Source organism: Streptomyces sp. CA-250714 (assembly GCF_050936705.1).
In the GTDB taxonomy this organism is placed as follows: Bacteria; Actinomycetota; Actinomycetes; order Streptomycetales; family Streptomycetaceae; genus Streptomyces.
Map to the genome: position 1 here is coordinate 1 of NZ_JBNJMI010000002.1, position 17,624 is coordinate 17,624.

At 68.0% G+C, this 17,624-nt stretch carries 23 protein-coding genes and 2 pseudogenes; 14 read left to right on the forward strand and 11 right to left on the reverse strand.

What is annotated here, in order from left to right:
* Window positions 1-192 precede the first annotated feature (192 nt).
* The 12 genes from ACQEU8_RS18860 to ACQEU8_RS18915 all read left to right on the forward strand — a co-directional run bounded on the left by ACQEU8_RS18860 (window position 193) and on the right by ACQEU8_RS18915 (window position 6,518).
* Window positions 193-420, forward strand: coding sequence for a hypothetical protein (locus ACQEU8_RS18860; RefSeq protein ID WP_433102537.1), 228 nt, complete (start codon window positions 193-195; stop codon window positions 418-420).
* A 32-nt stretch (window positions 421-452) separates the two neighbouring features.
* Window positions 453-821: an SAF domain-containing protein gene (locus tag ACQEU8_RS18865; protein WP_433102539.1), complete on the forward strand. Its 369-nt coding sequence runs from the start codon at window positions 453-455 to the stop codon at window positions 819-821.
* 318 nt (window positions 822-1,139) lie between these two features.
* Entirely contained in the window at window positions 1,140-1,718 is a 579-nt protein-coding gene (locus ACQEU8_RS18870) for a hypothetical protein (protein WP_433102541.1), read from the forward strand.
* 53 nt (window positions 1,719-1,771) lie between these two features.
* The gene (locus ACQEU8_RS18875) at window positions 1,772-2,047 is read left to right on the forward strand and encodes a hypothetical protein (RefSeq protein ID WP_433102543.1); all 276 of its coding nucleotides are present in this window, start codon (window positions 1,772-1,774) and stop codon (window positions 2,045-2,047) included.
* 145 nt (window positions 2,048-2,192) lie between these two features.
* Window positions 2,193-2,894 (forward strand): hypothetical protein, encoded by a 702-nt coding sequence (locus ACQEU8_RS18880; protein WP_433102545.1) that lies wholly within the window; start codon window positions 2,193-2,195, stop codon window positions 2,892-2,894.
* Window positions 2,895-2,975: 81 nt separating this feature from the next.
* Window positions 2,976-3,122, forward strand: coding sequence for a hypothetical protein (locus tag ACQEU8_RS18885; RefSeq protein WP_433102547.1), 147 nt, complete (start codon window positions 2,976-2,978; stop codon window positions 3,120-3,122).
* Window positions 3,079-3,627: an ATPase, T2SS/T4P/T4SS family gene (locus ACQEU8_RS18890; protein WP_433102549.1), complete on the forward strand. Its 549-nt coding sequence runs from the start codon at window positions 3,079-3,081 to the stop codon at window positions 3,625-3,627. The genes ACQEU8_RS18885 and ACQEU8_RS18890 overlap by 44 nt, the downstream gene beginning before the upstream one ends.
* A 767-nt stretch (window positions 3,628-4,394) precedes the next feature.
* Window positions 4,395-4,535, forward strand: coding sequence for a hypothetical protein (locus ACQEU8_RS18895; RefSeq protein ID WP_433102551.1), 141 nt, complete (start codon window positions 4,395-4,397; stop codon window positions 4,533-4,535).
* Between the two features lie 12 nt (window positions 4,536-4,547).
* On the forward strand, window positions 4,548-5,135 hold the full coding sequence (locus ACQEU8_RS18900) for a TadE/TadG family type IV pilus assembly protein (RefSeq protein WP_433102553.1): 588 nt from the start codon (window positions 4,548-4,550) through the stop codon (window positions 5,133-5,135).
* Between the two features lie 340 nt (window positions 5,136-5,475).
* Complete coding sequence (locus ACQEU8_RS18905) at window positions 5,476-5,619, forward strand: hypothetical protein (RefSeq protein WP_433102555.1); 144 nt, start codon at window positions 5,476-5,478, stop codon at window positions 5,617-5,619.
* A complete protein-coding gene (locus ACQEU8_RS18910) occupies window positions 5,619-6,032 on the forward strand; it encodes a Tad domain-containing protein (RefSeq protein WP_433102557.1) in 414 nt (137 codons plus the stop codon). Before ACQEU8_RS18905 ends, ACQEU8_RS18910 begins: the two co-directional genes overlap by 1 nt.
* Before the next feature lie 42 nt (window positions 6,033-6,074).
* A complete protein-coding gene (locus ACQEU8_RS18915) occupies window positions 6,075-6,518 on the forward strand; it encodes a hypothetical protein (protein ID WP_433102559.1) in 444 nt (147 codons plus the stop codon).
* A 561-nt stretch (window positions 6,519-7,079) separates the two neighbouring features.
* Here ACQEU8_RS18915 and ACQEU8_RS18920 read toward each other — a convergent pair.
* From ACQEU8_RS18920 to ACQEU8_RS18965, 10 genes and pseudogenes are all read right to left on the reverse strand, one after another.
* Window positions 7,080-7,208: an ATP-binding protein gene (locus ACQEU8_RS18920; protein WP_433102561.1), complete on the reverse strand. Its 129-nt coding sequence runs from the start codon at window positions 7,206-7,208 to the stop codon at window positions 7,080-7,082.
* A 43-nt stretch (window positions 7,209-7,251) separates the two neighbouring features.
* Window positions 7,252-7,743, reverse strand: a pseudogene (locus ACQEU8_RS18925) (ATP-binding protein); the annotation flags it as partial.
* A gap of 155 nt (window positions 7,744-7,898) precedes the next feature.
* Window positions 7,899-8,441 (reverse strand): Mu transposase domain-containing protein, encoded by a 543-nt coding sequence (locus ACQEU8_RS18930; RefSeq protein WP_433102563.1) that lies wholly within the window; start codon window positions 8,439-8,441, stop codon window positions 7,899-7,901.
* A gap of 365 nt (window positions 8,442-8,806) precedes the next feature.
* Window positions 8,807-9,088, reverse strand: coding sequence for a hypothetical protein (locus ACQEU8_RS18935; RefSeq protein WP_433102565.1), 282 nt, complete (start codon window positions 9,086-9,088; stop codon window positions 8,807-8,809).
* Window positions 9,089-9,442: 354 nt separating this feature from the next.
* Window positions 9,443-10,174 carry a transposase gene (locus tag ACQEU8_RS18940; RefSeq protein WP_433102567.1) on the reverse strand — a complete coding sequence of 244 codons (732 nt, stop codon included), beginning with the start codon at window positions 10,172-10,174 and terminating at the stop codon, window positions 9,443-9,445.
* Entirely contained in the window at window positions 10,132-10,569 is a 438-nt protein-coding gene (locus ACQEU8_RS18945; protein ID WP_433102569.1) for a transposase, read from the reverse strand. Before ACQEU8_RS18945 ends, ACQEU8_RS18940 begins: the two co-directional genes overlap by 43 nt.
* 296 nt (window positions 10,570-10,865) lie before the next feature.
* Window positions 10,866-11,024: pseudogene (locus ACQEU8_RS18950) on the reverse strand (ISL3 family transposase); the annotation flags it as partial.
* 1,039 nt (window positions 11,025-12,063) lie between these two features.
* Window positions 12,064-12,597, reverse strand: a complete 534-nt coding sequence (locus ACQEU8_RS18955) for a hypothetical protein (protein WP_433102571.1) — start codon at window positions 12,595-12,597, stop codon at window positions 12,064-12,066.
* Window positions 12,594-13,178 carry a hypothetical protein gene (locus ACQEU8_RS18960; protein WP_433102573.1) on the reverse strand — a complete coding sequence of 195 codons (585 nt, stop codon included), beginning with the start codon at window positions 13,176-13,178 and terminating at the stop codon, window positions 12,594-12,596. The genes ACQEU8_RS18955 and ACQEU8_RS18960 overlap by 4 nt, the downstream gene beginning before the upstream one ends.
* Window positions 13,179-13,464: 286 nt before the next feature.
* A complete protein-coding gene (locus ACQEU8_RS18965; RefSeq protein WP_433102575.1) occupies window positions 13,465-13,743 on the reverse strand; it encodes a hypothetical protein in 279 nt (92 codons plus the stop codon).
* A 174-nt stretch (window positions 13,744-13,917) separates the two neighbouring features.
* On the opposite strand from ACQEU8_RS18965, the gene ACQEU8_RS18970 reads away from it, so the two are divergent.
* Window positions 13,918-14,628, forward strand: a complete 711-nt coding sequence (locus ACQEU8_RS18970) for a GntR family transcriptional regulator (RefSeq protein WP_433102577.1) — start codon at window positions 13,918-13,920, stop codon at window positions 14,626-14,628.
* Between the two features lie 27 nt (window positions 14,629-14,655).
* Window positions 14,656-15,537, forward strand: a complete 882-nt coding sequence (locus ACQEU8_RS18975) for an urea carboxylase-associated family protein (RefSeq protein ID WP_433102580.1) — start codon at window positions 14,656-14,658, stop codon at window positions 15,535-15,537.
* Window positions 15,538-16,225: 688 nt separating this feature from the next.
* Here the strand turns inward: ACQEU8_RS18975 and ACQEU8_RS18980 are convergent.
* Window positions 16,226-17,443, reverse strand: a complete 1,218-nt coding sequence (locus ACQEU8_RS18980) for a Cmx/CmrA family chloramphenicol efflux MFS transporter (RefSeq protein ID WP_433102582.1) — start codon at window positions 17,441-17,443, stop codon at window positions 16,226-16,228.
* Between the last annotated feature and the right edge of the window lie 181 nt (window positions 17,444-17,624).

Consider the following 17,624-nt stretch of genomic DNA (forward strand, 5'->3'; position numbering starts at 1 on the left):
CGAAGCCGGATGGCGAGGGGCTGGTGGGCATGCCGGTGTGGCTGGCTGTCGATGAGAGTTCGAAGTCCTCGTTCGGCCCGACATCCGCCACTGCTTCGGCTGGCGGCGTCAACCGTGACGGCGAAGGCCAAAGTGTCCCGTGTCGTGTGGAAGCTGGGTGACGGCGCCACACGGACTTGCACGGCCGGGCAGATGAAGCCGTACAAGAAGTCGTACGGGATGCGGGAGTCGGCCTGCGGTTACCGCTACCGCTCCTTGCCGGACAACGCCACCAATGGGCGCGGCACCTACAAGGTGACGGCGACCGCGTACTGGGACGTGGACTGGCAGGTCGAGGGCAGCGATGAGTCCGGTGAGCTGGACCAGACCCGTACGGCCCAGGCCGAGGCGACGTTCCGTGAGTCGCAGGCCGTCAACTAGCACCGCATGAGCAGCACGAGAGGTTGTTTTCTGTGAGTTCGACGACGCAGCTTCCCTCCCCTCCTCGCCAGCCTCCGGCTGAGTTGGCGCCGAGTACGGGTGGCCGGCGGAAGACGCCGATCCGGTGGTCGGGGCTGGCGCTGTGTGTGCTGCTGGCTGTGGTCGGGGCGCTGGTCGTGGTGGTGGCTGTCTCCCGCGCCGGTGACCGGGTCAGTGTTCTGGTGGTGTCCAAGGATGTGCCGGCTGGTGAGCGGCTGACCGGATCGGATGTGCAGGTGGCCTCCATTGCCAAGGATCCGGCTGTGGCCACGCTCGACTCCTCACAGCGGGCCTTCGGTGGTGGGCAAAGCGGGTGGCGGTCGATCTGCGCAAGGGCAGCCTGCTGTCTGATGCTCAGCTGACCCCGGGCGGTGGGTTGGGAGATGACCAGCAGTTGGTCGGGGTGGAGGTGAAAGCGGGGCCAGGCGCCGCGGAACGCCGTTGAAGCCCGGCGACAGGGTGCTGGCGGTGACGATTCCCGCGCAGGGCGAGGATGTCTCCTCCGGTGAGACGGCCAAGGATCCCGAGAGTGTGGAGGCGCAGGTTGTCTCGGTCGGCCTCCGGACGCTTCGGGGGCGATGACGGTCAACGTGGCCGTGGACCCGTCGGAGGGGCCAGGGGTTGCGGCGAAGGCCGCCGCCAAGCAGCTGGCGCTCGTGCGTGAGCCGAGGAGCTGAGCGATGCTGACTGCACTGGTGTCCGCCAAGAGCGACGGCGTGACGACGTCGGCCACCGCTATGGCCTTGGCCAGCTCGCGCCCCGTGCTGCTGGCCGAGTTGGATTTGAGTGGCGGAACGTTGCGGCATGGTCTGCTGCGTCATGCTCCTTCCGGTGAGGGCCGGGTGCTGGATGGGCGGATCGGACTGCACCGTCTTCCCCGCGCGGACTGGGCCCGGGGGGAGAGTGAGTCTCTTGCGCCTGCGGTGGATGAGAATTTGTGGCCGCTGGACGGGTCGGACAGCCGTGTGGTCTTGCCGGGGCTGACCAGCCCTGCGCAGGCGCCGTCCCTGGCCCACACGTGGCCGGAGCTGATCAACGTGATGCAGCTGTCCGACCAGCAGCAGCACGGCTTCGATGTGCTCGCCGACTGCGGGCGGCTTGTGGTCGACCGCGGTCGCCTGCATGCGGAGCTCAACCCTGTCCAGGTGCTTCAGCAGGCCGATGTGGTGCTGCTGGTGGTCCCGCACCACCGAGGCGTCCGTGGCTCTGGCTCATCCTGCGGTGCAGGTGCTGCGACAGGAGCTGACCGCCGGGGATGACGCGGCTTTGGGGCTGCTGGTGATCGAGGACGGCACCTATCCGGCCCAGGAGGTTGCCGACGCGCTGGGGGTTGCCGCTGCGGGCGGTGCTGCCGTTCGAGCCGCGTGAGGCCGACTATGTGACGGCCGGGGGGCATCCGCCGCGTGGCTTCATCCGCTCGAAGCTGATGCGGGCGGCCCGTTCCTACGGTGACCAGGTGCGCGAGCACGCGCACCGCCGTCGCCTGCACATCCGTATGGGCGCGGCGCAGGCGATGTCGCCGCAGGTGGCGTCGGTGGCCCAGCGGGTGGCGGCGCAGCGTGGTGCGGGGGTGCGCTCCCATGGCTGAGACCCGGGTCAACGGCCATACGCCTGCGCAGCGGCAATACGCGGCTGGGAGAGATGCTCGCCGCCCAGGGCGCCGGCCATCCCGAGCCGCCCGTCGCTCCCCTTCCCCGCCCTGCCGGCCGAGCGGCGGGGAGGGCGGCGCCGGTGTGGCTGAGGCTGCGAAGCCGCTGGGGGAGATGCCTGGTGCGCTGCCGGTGGCCTGGGAAGTGGTGCAGCGGCTGCGGGAGCAGGTCTCCGATGACCTGGAGGACATCAAGAAGAAGCACCAGGCCGCGAAAAGCTCTGCGTTGAGCGCTGCGGATGAGCGGCAGGCCGCCCAGGCGGCGGTGCATGAGCGGGTTGCTGCGGCTGCGGCCGAGCATGTGGCGCAGCCAGGGCGTGAGCCGTGGACGCCGGAGCAGGTGAAGGCCCTGCGTAAGGCGGTGCTGGATGCGTTGTTCCTGGCCGGGCCGATTCAGCAGGTGCTGGAGTGGCCGGGGGTGGAGGACGTCGTGATCGACCGCCGGATGGTGGTCGACTTCACTGACCGGCCGCGTCAGGAGTTCACCAGCCCGTTCACGGACGAGGAAGCGAAGATCGACTGGGTGAACCAGATGTGTGCCCGCTCCGGGCACCGGGCCGGGCAGCTGTCGCCGTCCCGGCCGATGGGTCGACTTCGATCTGCCGGACGGATCTCGCGGTTCTGCGACGCTGCTGTCGCCGAACGCCGCAACGGTGGCGCTGCGCCGGCACCGGGTGGAGAAGGCGAGCCTGCGGGAGCTGGTGGACTGGGGCACGCTCGATGGGGTCCTGGCCAACTTCCTGGCTGCCGCGGTCAAGGCACGGTTCAACATCCTGGTCGCCGGTGACATGGGCCGGGGGAAGACGACGCTGATGCGGGCACTGTCCGCTTCATCCCGGCCCGGGAGCGTGTTGCCACTCTGGAGGATGTGCTGGAGCTGCGGCTGGACCAGTTCACCGACGGGCCCCACGCGCTCAGTTTCCAATCGCGGCAGTCCAACGGCGAGCGGGACAGCAACGGCAACCTGATCGGTGAGGTCACTATCGCGGACATGGTGCCGATGGCGCTGCGCTAACCGCGCCGACCGGCTCATGGTCGGTGAGGTCCGCTCCACCGAAGCTGTGCCCATGCTGGAGGCGATGGTCTCCGGCGGTGCCGGGTCGATGTGCACGATCCACGCGGTGAGCCCGGATGAGGTGATCGAGCGGCTGATGGTGCCGGTCACCCGGGCGGGGCTGAGTGACACCGCCGCTTACCGGCTGATCGCCAGCGCCATCGACCTGGTGGTGTACGTGGACGGCATCGATGAGCGCGACAAGGTCGACCAGCAGGGCAACCCTGGCCGGCTGCACCGGTTTGTTTCGCACGTGACGGAGGTGACCGGCCGCGGCGAGGGCAGCGGCGTGGCCACCGGCACCGTCTTCGCCCCCAAGGGGGAAGATCCGCGGGCACGTTGGGCGAACGGGCTGACCGAGCGGCGCTGGCTGCGGCTGCTGAGCGAGGGCAGGTTCGACAAGCGCTGGGTGGAGAAGTACGCGGCCGGGACCTGGCCCGAGCTGAAGCTGGTGGTGCTGCGATGAGCACCTGGAGCATGCTGGCCGGCCTGGGCGCTGCCCTCGTCGTCCTGGGAGTGTGCGGCGCTATCGCCGTAGGGCGTGGCTGGAGCCCGGCACTGCGCGGCAGGGGGCTGCGGCACCGCGGGCAGCGCGCGATGGATGAGTTGCCGCCGCGCTGGCGGGACAATTACCGCTATCTGCTGGTTGCCGCGGCGGGTGGCCGGGGTGGGTATGTGGGTGTGGACCGGGTGGCCCATCCACGGGCTGATGACCGCCGGGGCCTTGGCGGGGCTGCCGTTCCTGCTGCACCCGGGCGGCTCGGCACAGCGGCGCATCGCACGGCTGGACGCGCTGGCGCAGTGGCTGCACCAGCTTGCGAGTATCCACATCGCCGGCACCTCGCTGGAGCAGACGATCGCCGCCTCGGTCGGCCGAGCACCCACGGTTCTGCGCGAGCCGGTCGCCGCCGCAGCGGTACGTCTGCAACAGGGCGTGACACCACGGGAGGTGTATGCGCTCCTGGCCGATGACCTTGGTGATACGGCCGGAGATGAAGTGGCGCTGCTGCTGATGGAGCACGCTGAAGGGCGCGGACGCCGGCTTGTCGGCGGCACTGAGCGCGGCCGCGCAGAGCGCCGGGGCTCAGGCCGAAGACTTCCGGGCGGTCGACGCGGACCGGGCCAAGGTGCGGGGCAACGCGCGGTGGGTGTCGCTGTTCACGCTGCTGGTGGTGACGGTGTGCATGCTCAACACCGTCTACACCGAGCCGTACGCCTCTGCAGTGGGCGTCGTTGCAGTCCGCCCGCAAGGCGGAAGCGAACCAGGCCAGCGAGCGGATGGTGCTGCCGGTTCTGGCTGTGGCCTTCGTGATGGTGCTGTTCGTCGGCGGACCGGCCTTTCGTCCGGATCCTGCAGGTGTGACCGCATGTTGACTTCGAAGAACAATGCACGAGGAGGACGTTGTGACAACGTGGTGGAACCGGATCAGTCAGGCTGCCCGGACCCGTATCCAGGCAGTGCGGGGGCGTCTGTCGGATGCCGGATACAGCGTCATGGAATGGGTGTTCATCACTGCCGCCGGTGCCAACGGTCGCCGCGCTGATCTACGCCGCCATCAACACGAAGGTCCTGGAAAAGATCAACGTCATCAAGGGCAGCTGACCGGTCGCTGGTGGCGGCAGGACCAGGGGAACATCGAAGTCAGCGTCGCCGCCATCATCGCGCTGATGCTGCTGTTCTTGCTGATCCAGGGCGGGCTGTGGCTGCACGGCCGCTCCGTAGCCCAGCACGCCGCCCAGCAGGGCGCCGATGCCGGACGCTCCTACACCGCACAGCGCGGAGACGCGGCCGAGGCCGCCGAGCGGTTCGTCGCCAAGATGGGCGGCAGCCTGCAATCCCACTCCGTATCGGTCGAGACCCACGGCGGGCAGATCGCCGTCACGGTACGCGGCGAAATCTCCAGCCTGGTGCCGGGAGTGCCGCTCCACGTCGAGCAACGGGTGCAGGCACCGGTCGAGGAGTGGACCGAATGAGGGCCCGTCCATGGCCGCGTGCCACCCGACTCCGCAGGCTGCGGTGGCGGGGCAACCGGCGGGCGTGGGACCGGGGCAGTGCCGCGTTGAGTACGGCGATCTGCGTGCCGGTGGTGTTCATGCTGCTGGGCCTGGCCGTGGCCGGCGGACGCATCGTCCTCTGCCAAAGGCGCGGCCGAGGCCGCCGCCCGCGCGGCGGCACGCACCGCATCCCTGGAGCGGTCCCCCGCCGAGGCAGAGACCAAGGCGCGCTCTGCGGCGTTGACGAGCCTGCAAGACTCCGGGGTGCGCTGCGCCAGCCTCTCGGTGAGCATCGACACCCGCGGGGCTGGATACGCCGGTGGGGCAGACCTCCACGGTGGAGGCCACCGTCATCTGCGCCGCGCGACTGGACGACGTCGCCCTTCCTGGCCTGCCCGGCTCCAAGAACTTGGAGGCGACGATGACCAGCGTCGTGGACCGCTACCGCGGCCGGAGCGGCTGATGCACCACGAGACTTCCCGCTACCTCAAGGTGCTGCGTTCCCGCATGGGGGACCGTGGCGGGCTGGAGCTGCTGTATGCGGGGATGGCGCTGGTCGGCTTCCTGATCATCGGTCTGGTGGTCGATGGCGGGGGCGCGTTGGATGCCAAGTCCCATGCCGACTACGTCGCCCAGGAAGCCGCCCGGGCCGGCGCGCAGGAGATCGACGCCAGCCAGGCCATCCCGGGAGATGCCATCGTGGTCGACCCGGAGGCCGCCCGCCAGGCGGCCACCTCCTATCTCGACGCTCAGGGCGTCTCGGGCAGCGTGCGGGTGGGCGATGACGGACAGACGCTGACCGTGCACGTGACCGAGACCTACGATGCCGTCTTCAACCTCACTGATCGGCGCGGGATCGATCCGTGTCGACGGTGACGGCACCGCCACGCTGATCCACCGGCCCGGAGGCTGACACTCATGCCCTCGCACCACGCCGTCCCCTCCCGCGGGCTCCGCTTCGTCAAGGCCCTGGTTGCCCTGGCCGGTATGGCGATCCTCTTGGTGGGCATCCCAGTCGCGCTATGGGAGTTCGGGCAGCTCCCTCAGCGGTGGACGTCACCCGCCGAGTGGGGCGCGGTACTGATGCAGCCGGACGACGGCTCCTTGCTCGTCAGCGTGCTGACCGTGGCGGGTTGGCTGCTGTGGGCGTGGCTGGCCCTGCCGCTGCTGGTGGAGACCGGCGCGCTGCTCACCCGCCGGGTTGCCCCCCGCCTGCCGGGCCTGGCCACTCCACAGCGGTTTGGCCTCCTACCTGGTGGGGGCGCTGCTGGCAGCCTCCCCAGTGGCTGCCAGCGCGGCCACCCCGGCCGCAGCAGCCGTTGCGGCTGTGCCGCACTCCGACGGAGCCAGCCATCCGGATAACTCGTCGTCGCAGGCGGCTGATACAGCAGCGCGCGAGGACAGTGAGCCGGTGCACCGGGTCACGACGGACAACCCCACCCTGTGGGGCATCGCCAAGGAGCGGCTGGGCGATGGTTCACGGTGGAAAGACATCCAGGCCCTCAACCCCGGACTGGAGCAGGGCGAGGAGCTGCCCGAGGGCACGGTGCTGAAGATGCCATCGGACACACCCGGCGCTGAAGGCGCAGACGTCGAAGCCCCGCGGGCAAAGGGGAGGCCGCGGGCGAGAAGCCCGAGACGTACACGGTCGAGTCCGGGGACACGTTGTGGGGCGTTGCCGACAGCCAGCTCGGAGATCCGACCCAAGTGGCGGCAGATCGCGGAGGACAACCGCGATGTGGTTTCCGACCCGAACGTGATTCACCCCGGCGACAAGCTCGCCCTCCCCTCCCAGCAGGCCACGCCCCCGGCCAGGACACCCCGCCGCCCCTCCGGAGAAGAAGCCGCAGAAGCAGGACGAGACCAGCTGTCGGCGTACGGTCTTAACTCACCCAGCTACGTACGATTGAATGTCCCCAGGTTTTAGGCCACCTCTGTCTCGCGCTCAATGGCCTTGAGCCGGTTCTTCAGGCGATAGCTGGGGCCGTTGATCGAGATCACTTCGCAGTGGTGGAGAAGGCGATCGAAGATCGCGGGTGGCAAGGACCTCATCGCCGAATACCTGACCCCATTCGCTGAACGTTTTTTCGAAAGTCAGGATGATCGAGCCCTTCTCGTAACGCTTGGAGATCACCTGGAAGACCAGGTTTGCCTCCGCTCGTTCCAGGGCTGATATCCGACTTCATCGACTACGAGAACACTCGGTTCGCAGGTAAGTGCCGAGTTTGTTCGTCAGGCGGCCGGTCTCCTCGGCGGCTTTGAGGTTCCGCACCATGTCATCAAGGCTGGTGAAGTAGATGGAATAGCCAGCTCGGCAGGCCGCGACTGCAAGGGCGACGGCAATGTGTGTCTTGCCGACTCCAGGCGGCCCCAGGAGAGCGGCGTTTGCTTTGGCATCAACGAATGTGAGCGTGGCCAGGTCCTTGACTTTGCGGGGGTCGAGATCAGGCTGGAAGGAGAAATCGTACTCGTCCAGCGTCTTATGATGCGGCAGCTTTGAGGTCCGCAGGCCCTGGCGGAAGCGGCGGTCGTCGCGGACGGCCGATTCCTCTGACAGGACCAGGTCGAGAAAATCCAGATAGCCCATCTTGGCTTCGTCCGCACGCCGAATGTAATCGCTGATGGTCCTCCGCCAGGTGGGGCAGGCCGAGCTTGGCGGCGGTGGTGCGGATGCGGTTGCCAGTCAGCTCGCTCAAGACGTTTCCTTCGCGTTCGTGGGGGCGGTGAAGGGGCGGGTGCCGGTCAATTCGTCATAGACCGACAGAGGACGGCGCCCGACCTCGACCCGGGTGGCCCGCGGCCCCGGTTCAGCAGGGCCTGCAGAGGGCTGGCCTCCTTGTCCAATGGACGCTCATGGCGAGGCTGGGACGGGACGTCGCCGGTGGTGACTCGCCGTCCCTTGCCAGTGGGCAGGCCGTCCCAGTGCGACTCCTCTACGACACGGACACCGCGGCCGACCGCCCGTGGGTGGATAGCCAGCAGCATTTCGCCGTTGCTGTCGGAGATGGTCGAGTGCAACATGACCTGCGACTTCGTGGCCCGGATCTCCACCAGTTGGCGGGGACGGACCTTACGGGCCGGCACCGAGTAGAGGTTGCCGCCAAAGGCGACCAGGCAGTCCTTACCGACTGGCCGCAGGTGCCGCTCAGCTACCAGATATGGATTGGGCGGCAGCGGCTTGAGGGCCGCGTGGTCGCGGGCCGCCCGGTGACCGATGACCTCGTGATGTGTGGATGCGTGCGGGCCCGTCGCCTGCGGAACCCAGGCCATAAATGCGGCGTCCATCTCTTCGATGGAGGAGAAAGCCCGCCCGGCGAGCACATTGATCGCGGAACGATCAGGACCTGCCGCTCGACCCGTCCCTTTCCAGTGGGCCGGTAAGCGGCCAGCACATCGATGTCGAAGTCGTAATGCCCTGCGAAGGCGACGGCCTCCGGATGCAGCGGAACCGCTTCGCCAGGGGCAACGTGGCGGCGAACGACGGTTTTGGTGCGGTCATAGACGATCGTCATCGGCACCCCGCCAAAGTGCGTGAACGCCCGGCGGTGACAGTCGAAAAAACGTCTGCAGATCCTGGCTGGTGGTGAAGCAGCAGAACGGGTCACGCGAGTACGACAGCGTCATATGGAAGGAATAGACCTTCCCGATTCCTATATGGGCAAGGATCTTCCCTTCATCACCCCAGTCGACCTGGGCTTGGGCCCAGGGATCACCTCGAACCGGCGGTGCATACCCGCCAGTTCTTTCGGAGTGATACCCAGTTCTTCTGCGATCCTTGGACGGGCTTCTTGCGCATAAAGCTTGACGCGCTGGTAATTTCCAGTGAAACCATACTCCTTGACCAGCCGCTCGTGGATCACCGCAGCCTTTATCAAAATCTCCGCCCGCAACATTGAATCGATGAGCGGTGCGAACTCGTCGATAATCTTCACGCGGGACCGTCGACTCGACGACCGGCGAGGTGGGGTCGCCGGGCCCGGGGTCGAGAGGTACTTACGAACCGTCTTCCGATCCAGCCCGGTTTCCCTGGCGATCTCCGACAGGCTCATTGCCCCGGACTCCAGCAGGCCACGAAAACGTCGCAGTTCCAACCAGCGATGCGAATCCAAGACCACCGTCAACCGCCGTCCGCCGCCCTATACCGACTCAACAGCAGAGTGCCGTCCATCACTTCTCAGCACACAAGGAACTGTCCCTGTTCATCCGTACGCGGCTGGGGACGTTCACGGCCCTGGGCAAGATTTTCGTGAAGCGGGGGTGTGACACCGTGCGCCGGTGACGCTCCGTCACGGGTAGCGGCGTCGGAGGTGGGCCATGAGGATGACGCGCTGGCGGAGGAGCGGAACCCCGGCGCGACCGGCCGTGATCCTTTTCTGGAGTTTCAGGTCCGTGATCCGGCCTTCGTTGACACCGGAGTTGAACGGGGTGGTGATGCCCTGCACGACGGCGTGCTGGTCCTCGCGGATGGCTTTGGCCAGGCTGGCCATTGCCGGCAGGCGGGAGGCCGTGAGTTGGTCGAGCCAGTCAGGCAGCGGGACGGCATCGCGGGAGTCGAGCATGGCAGCGAACTGCCGTACCAGGGTGTGAGTTTGGTCCAGCTCCGGGCAGTGCGAGAGGAGTCGCCGGAGTGCCTCGGCGGCGTGCGGGCCGCGCCGGGACGGTGTGGTGGTGATCCACCGCGTGACCTGGCGGGGCGAGGGTGGCCTCTCGCGCGGGGTGTCGATTGGCAGACCGCGACGCAGCGGCGCGATGGCCATTTTGACCCGCTGATAGTGGCCCAGGTAGCCCTTGGCAACGATCTCTTGGTGCAGCACCGTTGCGGTGTGCTCGCCTTCCTCCCAGCGTTGCCGCAGATACTCCAGATACGGATCGAGACTCGTGGATCGCCGGGGCGGAGTACGCCGTACGCACTCCTGCCAGGAGGCAGCGCGTGCATACTTGGCCACCGTGCGGCGGTTCAGTCCCAGCTCACGGGCTATGGCGCTGAGCGAGCGGCCGGTGCCGGAGACGGTGTGCACCGCCTCGAACAGGCACTTGGCGTGGCGGCGAGCGGGAGTGTCGGCCGCCGCGGACGGTTCCGGCTCCGGTGGTGGTGCGGGCCGGTTTCGGACTCGGGCACTGCGGCGGACAGGCAGCCGCGGTGGGCGGCGGCGATGTCCGAGACCCGTTTCGACAGCCCTTGCCAGAGGTGGAACCGGTCGCTGACCTGCACCGCGTCCGGAGCCCCGTCGGTGATGCCCTGCCGGTAGACCAGCGAGCCGTCCCTGCACACCACGTTGACGCCGGGGCGCGTGCGCAGCCAGGCGGCCAGCTGTTCGGCGTCGCGCCCGGCCCACAACGTGATCGGCAGCCGGGTGTCGGCGTCCACCAGGAGCGTGCCGTAGACGTCCGCGTACAGTGCGAAGTCATCCACGCCCAGCACCCGCGGTTGTCGTGACCGGCGGCAGGCGCATGCGCATCAGGTGCAACAGCACGCTCGTCCGTGACAGCGGCGCCTTCAAGATGTGGCAGGAGCCGGGCGCCGCCACGGCCGGCCAGCAACACCCCGGCCATCTCCACCAGATGCTGCAGCAGCGGACTGCGACGTTGGTAGCGCACCGTCAGCCCCTCCACCTGCTCGACAAACGTCCGCCGGCCACAGCTCGGACTGTCACAGAACAACCGCCGCACCGACAGGCCGATCAGCACCGGGCGACCACCGACAGCGACGTCGGACAGCGTGCGGATATATCGGCTGTGGACCCGCGACGACACGTGACCGCAGTCCGGACACGCCACCCTCAACTCACGGGTACGGGCAGCGATACGGACCACGCCGCCCACCGACCACACCCGTTCCACTCGCACCACATCCAGATGCGGAGCCACAGTTCGTACGAGGTCGTCACACTCGCCGACACTGCCGCTACCCGTGACGGAGCGTCACCGGCGCACGGTGTCACACCCCCGCTTCACGAAAATCTTGCCAGGGCCACGTTCACGTGTACGCCGACACCGAGCGTGCCGAATACGCCCAGGACCGTCCTTAAGAGGAAGTCCTTGCCTCTGTCGATGCGCACCGCTTCGGGGATGCCGCCCGCCGGGCCGTAGGGACCGCTGCGCAGGATCGCGGCGCGCAGCGCGGTCAGGATCGAGGGCTCGGGAAGGGTGACCGGGTGTGACCGCGGTACCGGTGATGGTCTTGGTCGCGACGTCGATGACCCAGGTCACCCAGGGGCGCACCAGCTCCCCGCCCGCATCCACCAGGAGCGGCGCCTGGACGTGGTCGGCTTCCCAGGTGTGGTTGCGCCACAGCCGGGGCCGCTTGCCGAACACGTCACGGGAGCGGGCTGCCTCCGGGCCGCGGGCGAGGGCGGCGCGTTCACCGGCGGTCAGGTCGCGGCGCACCGCGCGCAGGAACGTCGAGAGCGACGGCACCGGGTCCAGCACCGGTACCGCCTGAGCTGGTGCCCCTCCCGGAACAGCCGGGGCAGGCTTTCCTGCTGCCGCCCGGGCGCGGGCTGCCAGTTGCCGGTGGACCGGCGGACGCGTTCCCCTTCCAGTACGCCAGCAGCACCCGAACCTCGGGCGTGACCTCGAACCGGTCCCCCATTCTGCGGCCCGGACGGGCCGCTGTGCCGGGGTCGGTTTCGGCTTGTGCGAGCCACCGCCACACCGTCCGCTCCGAGACCCTAGACATTCCCCCGCCAGCCGCACATGCCCCCGCGAGAGCCGGCCCTGCCCCCGTAGCCGGAGCAGTTGCTGCACAGCGGGGCCACGCAGCGTGGTCAGTCCGGGGCCCTCCAGCACCGGTGCGGGCACATCCAGCGGCGTGGGGAGCTTTTGCTTGGGGTGCGCTGCTCATGAGACGGGCTCCTGTTGTCTTGTGCTCATCGCCTTCCTCCCTCCCTTTCCGTGCCGCTGGCCGTCACAAATAGGGGCCCAGTCGTGCGCAGGCCTGCTCGAGCAAGGAACGGTCCGCCCCTGGATACTGGCTGCGTTTGGTGAGGGCGTAGAGGTGAGAGGTGATCTTCGCCCAGGTACGGAAATTGCCCCGCGCCACCGTGGCATCAGCCCACTCCACGTCCGCCGGATGGGTGCCCTCCCACACGTCATGGAACATGGCCAGCGTCTCGGAGAGCCGGTCCAGCTCCATGCCGCTGACCTGGTGCCAGGTCAGCACCCTGGAACGCAACGCCGGCGCCCGCGCGATCACCCGCTCCGCGCCCGCCCTGCACAGCAGCAACGCTGCGGCCGTGCCTGGCTCGTCCCACAGCAGCCGCAGGTAGTCCAGCAACGGCGGAGACAGCCGCTGTGCGTCATCGAGGAAAAGCACGCCTGGTTGTCTCAGCGCCTCTGTCAGGGCGCGGTCGGCGGCCTGGGCGCGGTGGGCCAGAGAAGCCGCGGAAAGTCCGCACGCATCCAGCAGGGATCCGCGTATCTGGGGCAGGCCGGGCTTCACCCCGACCACCGCCCGCCAGACCGGTACCCGTGAGGGCAGCAGATGCAGGGCCTGTGCACCGCGACCGTCTTGCCCACCCCAGGTTCCCCGAACACGCACCCGATCCCCCGCGCCGCAGCCGTGCGCCCGACTGCCTCGACCACCTGTGCCACAGCGCCGGTCGAGACCAGGCGCGCCCCGGGCACGAACAGCCGCACCCCGCCACGCGAGGCGGGCTGGCCACCGTTCTCGTCCGGGACGGCCGCAGCAGGCTGTGCTGGTCCGGCGTCGACCACCGGCACACCCTCACCCGGACGCTGCAGCCTCAGCTCGGCCCGGACCCGGTCATAACGCTCAGGCTCCACCCGCCCCCGCGACCCGGCCGTCTCAAGCGGCCGACCCTCACGCAGATCCCGCCTCACCGTGCGCTGCAACGTGCCCAGCGACGGCACGTGCTGAAGGGCGCTGTCGCTTGTCATCTGCCGGTGCAGCGCCGCGACGTTCCCGCCCACCTCGGCCAGCCGTGCCCATTGCTGGTCATCCAGCACGAACCCGCCCGGCCGCTCCACCGGATCCAGCCGGCCCGCCCGCGCCTCGGACAACCACCGCCACACCGTCCCGCGGCGTCACGCCCGCGGCCTCGGCCATCACCCGCACATGCAACGACGAGACCGACTCCGACCCCTGGTCCACTTCCAGTAACCGACGGACCACCACGCTTCGTGTCAGCCGCTCTGCCTCGCTCATACCGGCCAGCACACCCACACCCAGGGACCGGGTGCACAGGAATGAGCAATCCCATGACAGCCACCCACCAGCGTGCTAGCCGACCGATGGCAGCCGCCTGGTCACCTCATGACAGCCACCAGCGCGAGAAGAAGCGACGGCCTACCAGGCCAACGGCCCGTCATTCCTGCTGACACCCAACCCGCTGCCACCACACCCCCAACTCACAGCTGAGGACGTAGCGGGTGGGTGTGAGGTAGCCGCGACGCGGTCCAGGTGCCGCACGTCCACCGCCCGTACGCCCAGCTGTTCGGCCACCTCGGCGCGTAGGAGCTGCTGGCCGGTGCGGCCGGCCTCCACGGCGGCGGCCAGGCCCTCGATCGCCTTCAGGCCCTGGCCGTCGTAGACCGGGTGTCCCCTGTAGGTAGCCGCGGTCCGCAAGGCACTTTGGCGGGCCGGCTCGGTCACGGCGTCCGCCGGGACGACAACATAGATTGCTCAACAATCTGGATGGGGCCCTCGGGGCATTCGTCGCCGTACAGCAACGATCCCTGGTTTCACCTGCAGTTTCTTACTCACTTGATTGTTGAACATTCTTCGGGCTAGATTGAACGCATGACGGTGGAAGAGCCCGGGGTTGCCGAGTCGTTGCGTGCGGCGGATCGGGTGGCCGATGTACTCCGTACGCGCATCCTGGAGGGGGCGTTGGCGCCGGGCGCGGCGTTGCGCGAGGTGTCGATGGCGGGCGAGTTGGAAGTCTCGCGGAACACCTTGCGCGAAGGCCTGCGGCTCCTGGCCTCCGAGGGGTTGGTGGTCCAGCCTCCGAACAAGGGGGCGTGGGTGAAGAGTTTCACCGCCTCGGAGGTGCGCGACATCTACCGCACGCGTCGGGTGCTCGAGGTGCAGGCCGCCACGGAAAGTGCGGTGGCCGGTGACGAGCAGTTCGCGGCGATGGAAGCGGCCGTGGTGACCAAAGAGCGCGCCGAGCAGGCACAGCGTTGGCGTGCGGCGGGCACTGCGAGTCTGCGGTTTCACCAGGCGTTGATCGCAATGTTGGGTAGTTGCCGGATCAATGAATTCTTCCGGACTTTGCTGGCACAGCAGCGCCTGGCCTGGGCGGCTTCGTGTGACGAGGAGAAATTCCAGCAGGGCTGGGCAGTGCGTGATCGCGAACTGTACGAGTTGCTGCGCCAAGGTCGCCGCACTCAGAGCGTTGGTGTGTTGCTGCTCTACCTGGAGGACTCCGAACGGCAGGTTCTCGACGGCCTACGTCAGACATCCACTGTGGAACAGCCGAAACATCAAGGCGCGGATCACCTGCGTTGAGCAAGAGAAGGGGAGCGAGGGAAGCGAATGAGTGGAACCTCAGCATATTACGAACCCGAGACCGGCAGCGTCCTGGATGTTGATCGCGAATTCTACGGCCGGCTCGCCGAGAAAACCGACAGTCGCGAGTTGATCGAGCAGTTCGTGATTCCGATCCGTTCGGGGCGCGCGTGGGAGGTCCCGGCCGGTCATGTGTGCCGGGTGTTGATCACTCCGGAGGGGCCGCAGTGCGGAGACTTCAACGTGTGGAACCGGCACAACCCCAGGGAACGTCTGTGGACCTCGCGCACCCGCCAGTTGCAGGGCACCCACGTGACGCGCTACGACCGGCTGTGGTCAACGCTGCCATATCTGCGTCCGTTGCTGACGGTCACCAACGACACGCTCGAGTGGTACGGGGTCGACGAGGACGGCGGGCGGGTCCACGACCTGCTGGGCGCGCGCTGCGACCCCTATGTGAACCGCATGTTCAACGGCACCGATTTCGACTTCCACTGCCATTCCAATCTCACGCGCGCCGTGTTGCCGTACGGGTTGACCGAGTTCGACGTGCACGACGTGCTGAACATCTTCACTGTCACCGGAATCAACGAAGACGGCAAATATTTCATGAAGCCTTCACCGGCCAAAGCAGGCGATTTCTTCGAATTCTTCGCAGAGCAGGATCTGCTCTGCGCCCTCTCGACCTGCCCGGCCGGTGACCTGTCGGTGCCGATGTGGGGACCGGAGGCCCGTGACCCTATTGAGGTCTGCCGTCCACTGGCGGTCGAAGTCTATCGGCCCGGCGTGGAGTTGACTGCGGGATGGGCTCCGCCCACCCCAGCGGAGTATCAGGGCCTGCACGGCCTGACTGGGACAAGACGCTCAGGCCGCGGATCACTCGCAAGCGAAGGCACAGACCGAGCGTAGCCAGACCCCCGGGAGGCAATCAACTCGCAGCTACACGGGCGCCATCCGCGCTGCACCGGGAAACGACACCCAGCTTCACCACTCGAACGACTCCCTCAAACCCGGTACCCCCAGCACAGCGGCACCCACAGCGGTGAAAAGAGGGACGTTCCCTCAGTGAAAGACAAACGGCGTCCATCAGGCACGGGAATCCGTCGTGGGTGGTTACTGAATTCCTGTCGGGAAATGATGCATCGAGCGGTCTTTTGCTGCGGGATTTTGAGGTGAGTGCTCGAGAATATTCAACCACCTTCTCAGGAACGGTCACCTTCCCAGTCCCGCACCGGGATTCGAGAGCCGGGGCCCATGCAGTGCCCGGCTGCCGAGCCCCAACTGGCCCCTTCTCCTTCAGGGCCGCGCCTTCGGCCGGCTCTTGTGCACTCCAGCCGGTGACTTCGGGCAGTGGGCCGTCCAGGGAGAGCCGACCAGCTCCGGGCAGACGTGGCCGGACCAGGGAGGTCCTGCTGTCGGCCTGCCGGAGCTGCTCACCCGTGGCGCCGTCGACGTCCCACTGACTGGCCTGTGGCCGAGGAGTTGGAGGAGGCGATCGTGTCCCTTTTCGCGGAGTGTGCTGTGGTGAGCGGTGCTCAGTGGCCACACGGTGGGTGGCGGCGTCTTCCGGCGGGTGTTAGCGGGGCGGGGACGAAGGTCAGGCGTGAGTGGTGGCGCGGTCCTCCTCCTGAGCAGTGCCCTTGGCGACGACGCTGCTGGTACGAAGGGTGCGGTACTGCAGGTGACCCGCCCACAGAGCGCCGAAGAGCGCGACGGTACCGAGGGCGGCGCCGACCCAGGCGATGGAGGCGTAGCCGAAGCCCGCGCTGATGGCTATGCCACCGAGGGCGGGGGCAAGGGTGTTGCCGACGTTGAAGGCGGAGGTGTTGGTGGCCCCGACGAGGGTGGGTGCGCCCGGGGCGATGCCGAAGACGCGGGCCTGCAGGATCGGGTTGGTGATGTAGCCGGCGAAGCCTAGGACGAAGACCAGGACGATGGTGACGGCGGTGTTCTCGGCGAGAACGGCGAGGAGGACGGAGGCCGCGACGAGGACGCCGGTGCCGAGGACGAGGGTGCGGATGGGGTAGGTCTCGGCGGCCTTGCCGCCGATGGACATGCCGAGGAGTCCGCCGACGCCGAAGAGGGCGAGAAGGCCGGGTACCCAGCCTTCGGACAGGTTGGTCACGTCGGTGAGCAGCGAGGCCATATAGCTGAAGGTGACGATTACGGCGCCGAAGGTGAATGCGGTGAGGGCGTAGGACAGCCACAGTTGCGGGCGGGCCATGGCTCGCAGTTCGGCGCGGATGGTGCGGGGCTCCTCGGTGGCACCGTGTCCTGCGGAAATGGCGAGCACAGAGCAGATGAGGCTCAGAAGGGTGAGGGCGGCGACGGCCCAGAAGGCGGCGCGCCAGCCAGCGAACTGACTCAGGACGGTGCCGGCGGGAACGCCGACGATGGTGGCGAGAGTGAGGCCGCTGGCGACGATGGCGACGGCCTTGCCCTTGGCGTTCGCGGGCACGAGCGCGACGGCGGTGGCGACGGCGACGCCCCAGAAGCCGGCGTAGGCGAGGGCGCTGATGACGCGGGTGGCGAAGAGTAGCCCGTAGCCGGGGGCGAGGGCACCGGCCACATGGGCGGCGATGAAGACAGCCTGCAGGGTGACCAGGGCGGTGCGGCGGGGCCAGCTGAGGGTGGCCACTGCGAGCAGGGGGGCGCCGAAGACCATGCCGATGGCGAAGGCGGAGATGAGCAGCCCGGCATCGGGGATGGACACGCCCAAGTCATGGGCGATGTTGGGCAGTAGGCCGGAGAGCATGAACTCCGATGTGCCCTGGGTGAAGATTCCCAGGCCGAGGATATAGACGGCGAGGGGCATGGGTGTGCCTCCAAGTGCGCGGATCGGCAGTGGTGTTTCGCAAGCGGCGTGCTGAGCCGTGGCGACGCTAACACATTCTGAAGCGAGCGCTTCAGAATGTGCTACGAGGCTTCGCCGGGCTTGCCGGGTCGCACCGAATGGCGGGCGCGGAGCGTGGCCGCGGTGCGGGGCGGCCTCATGG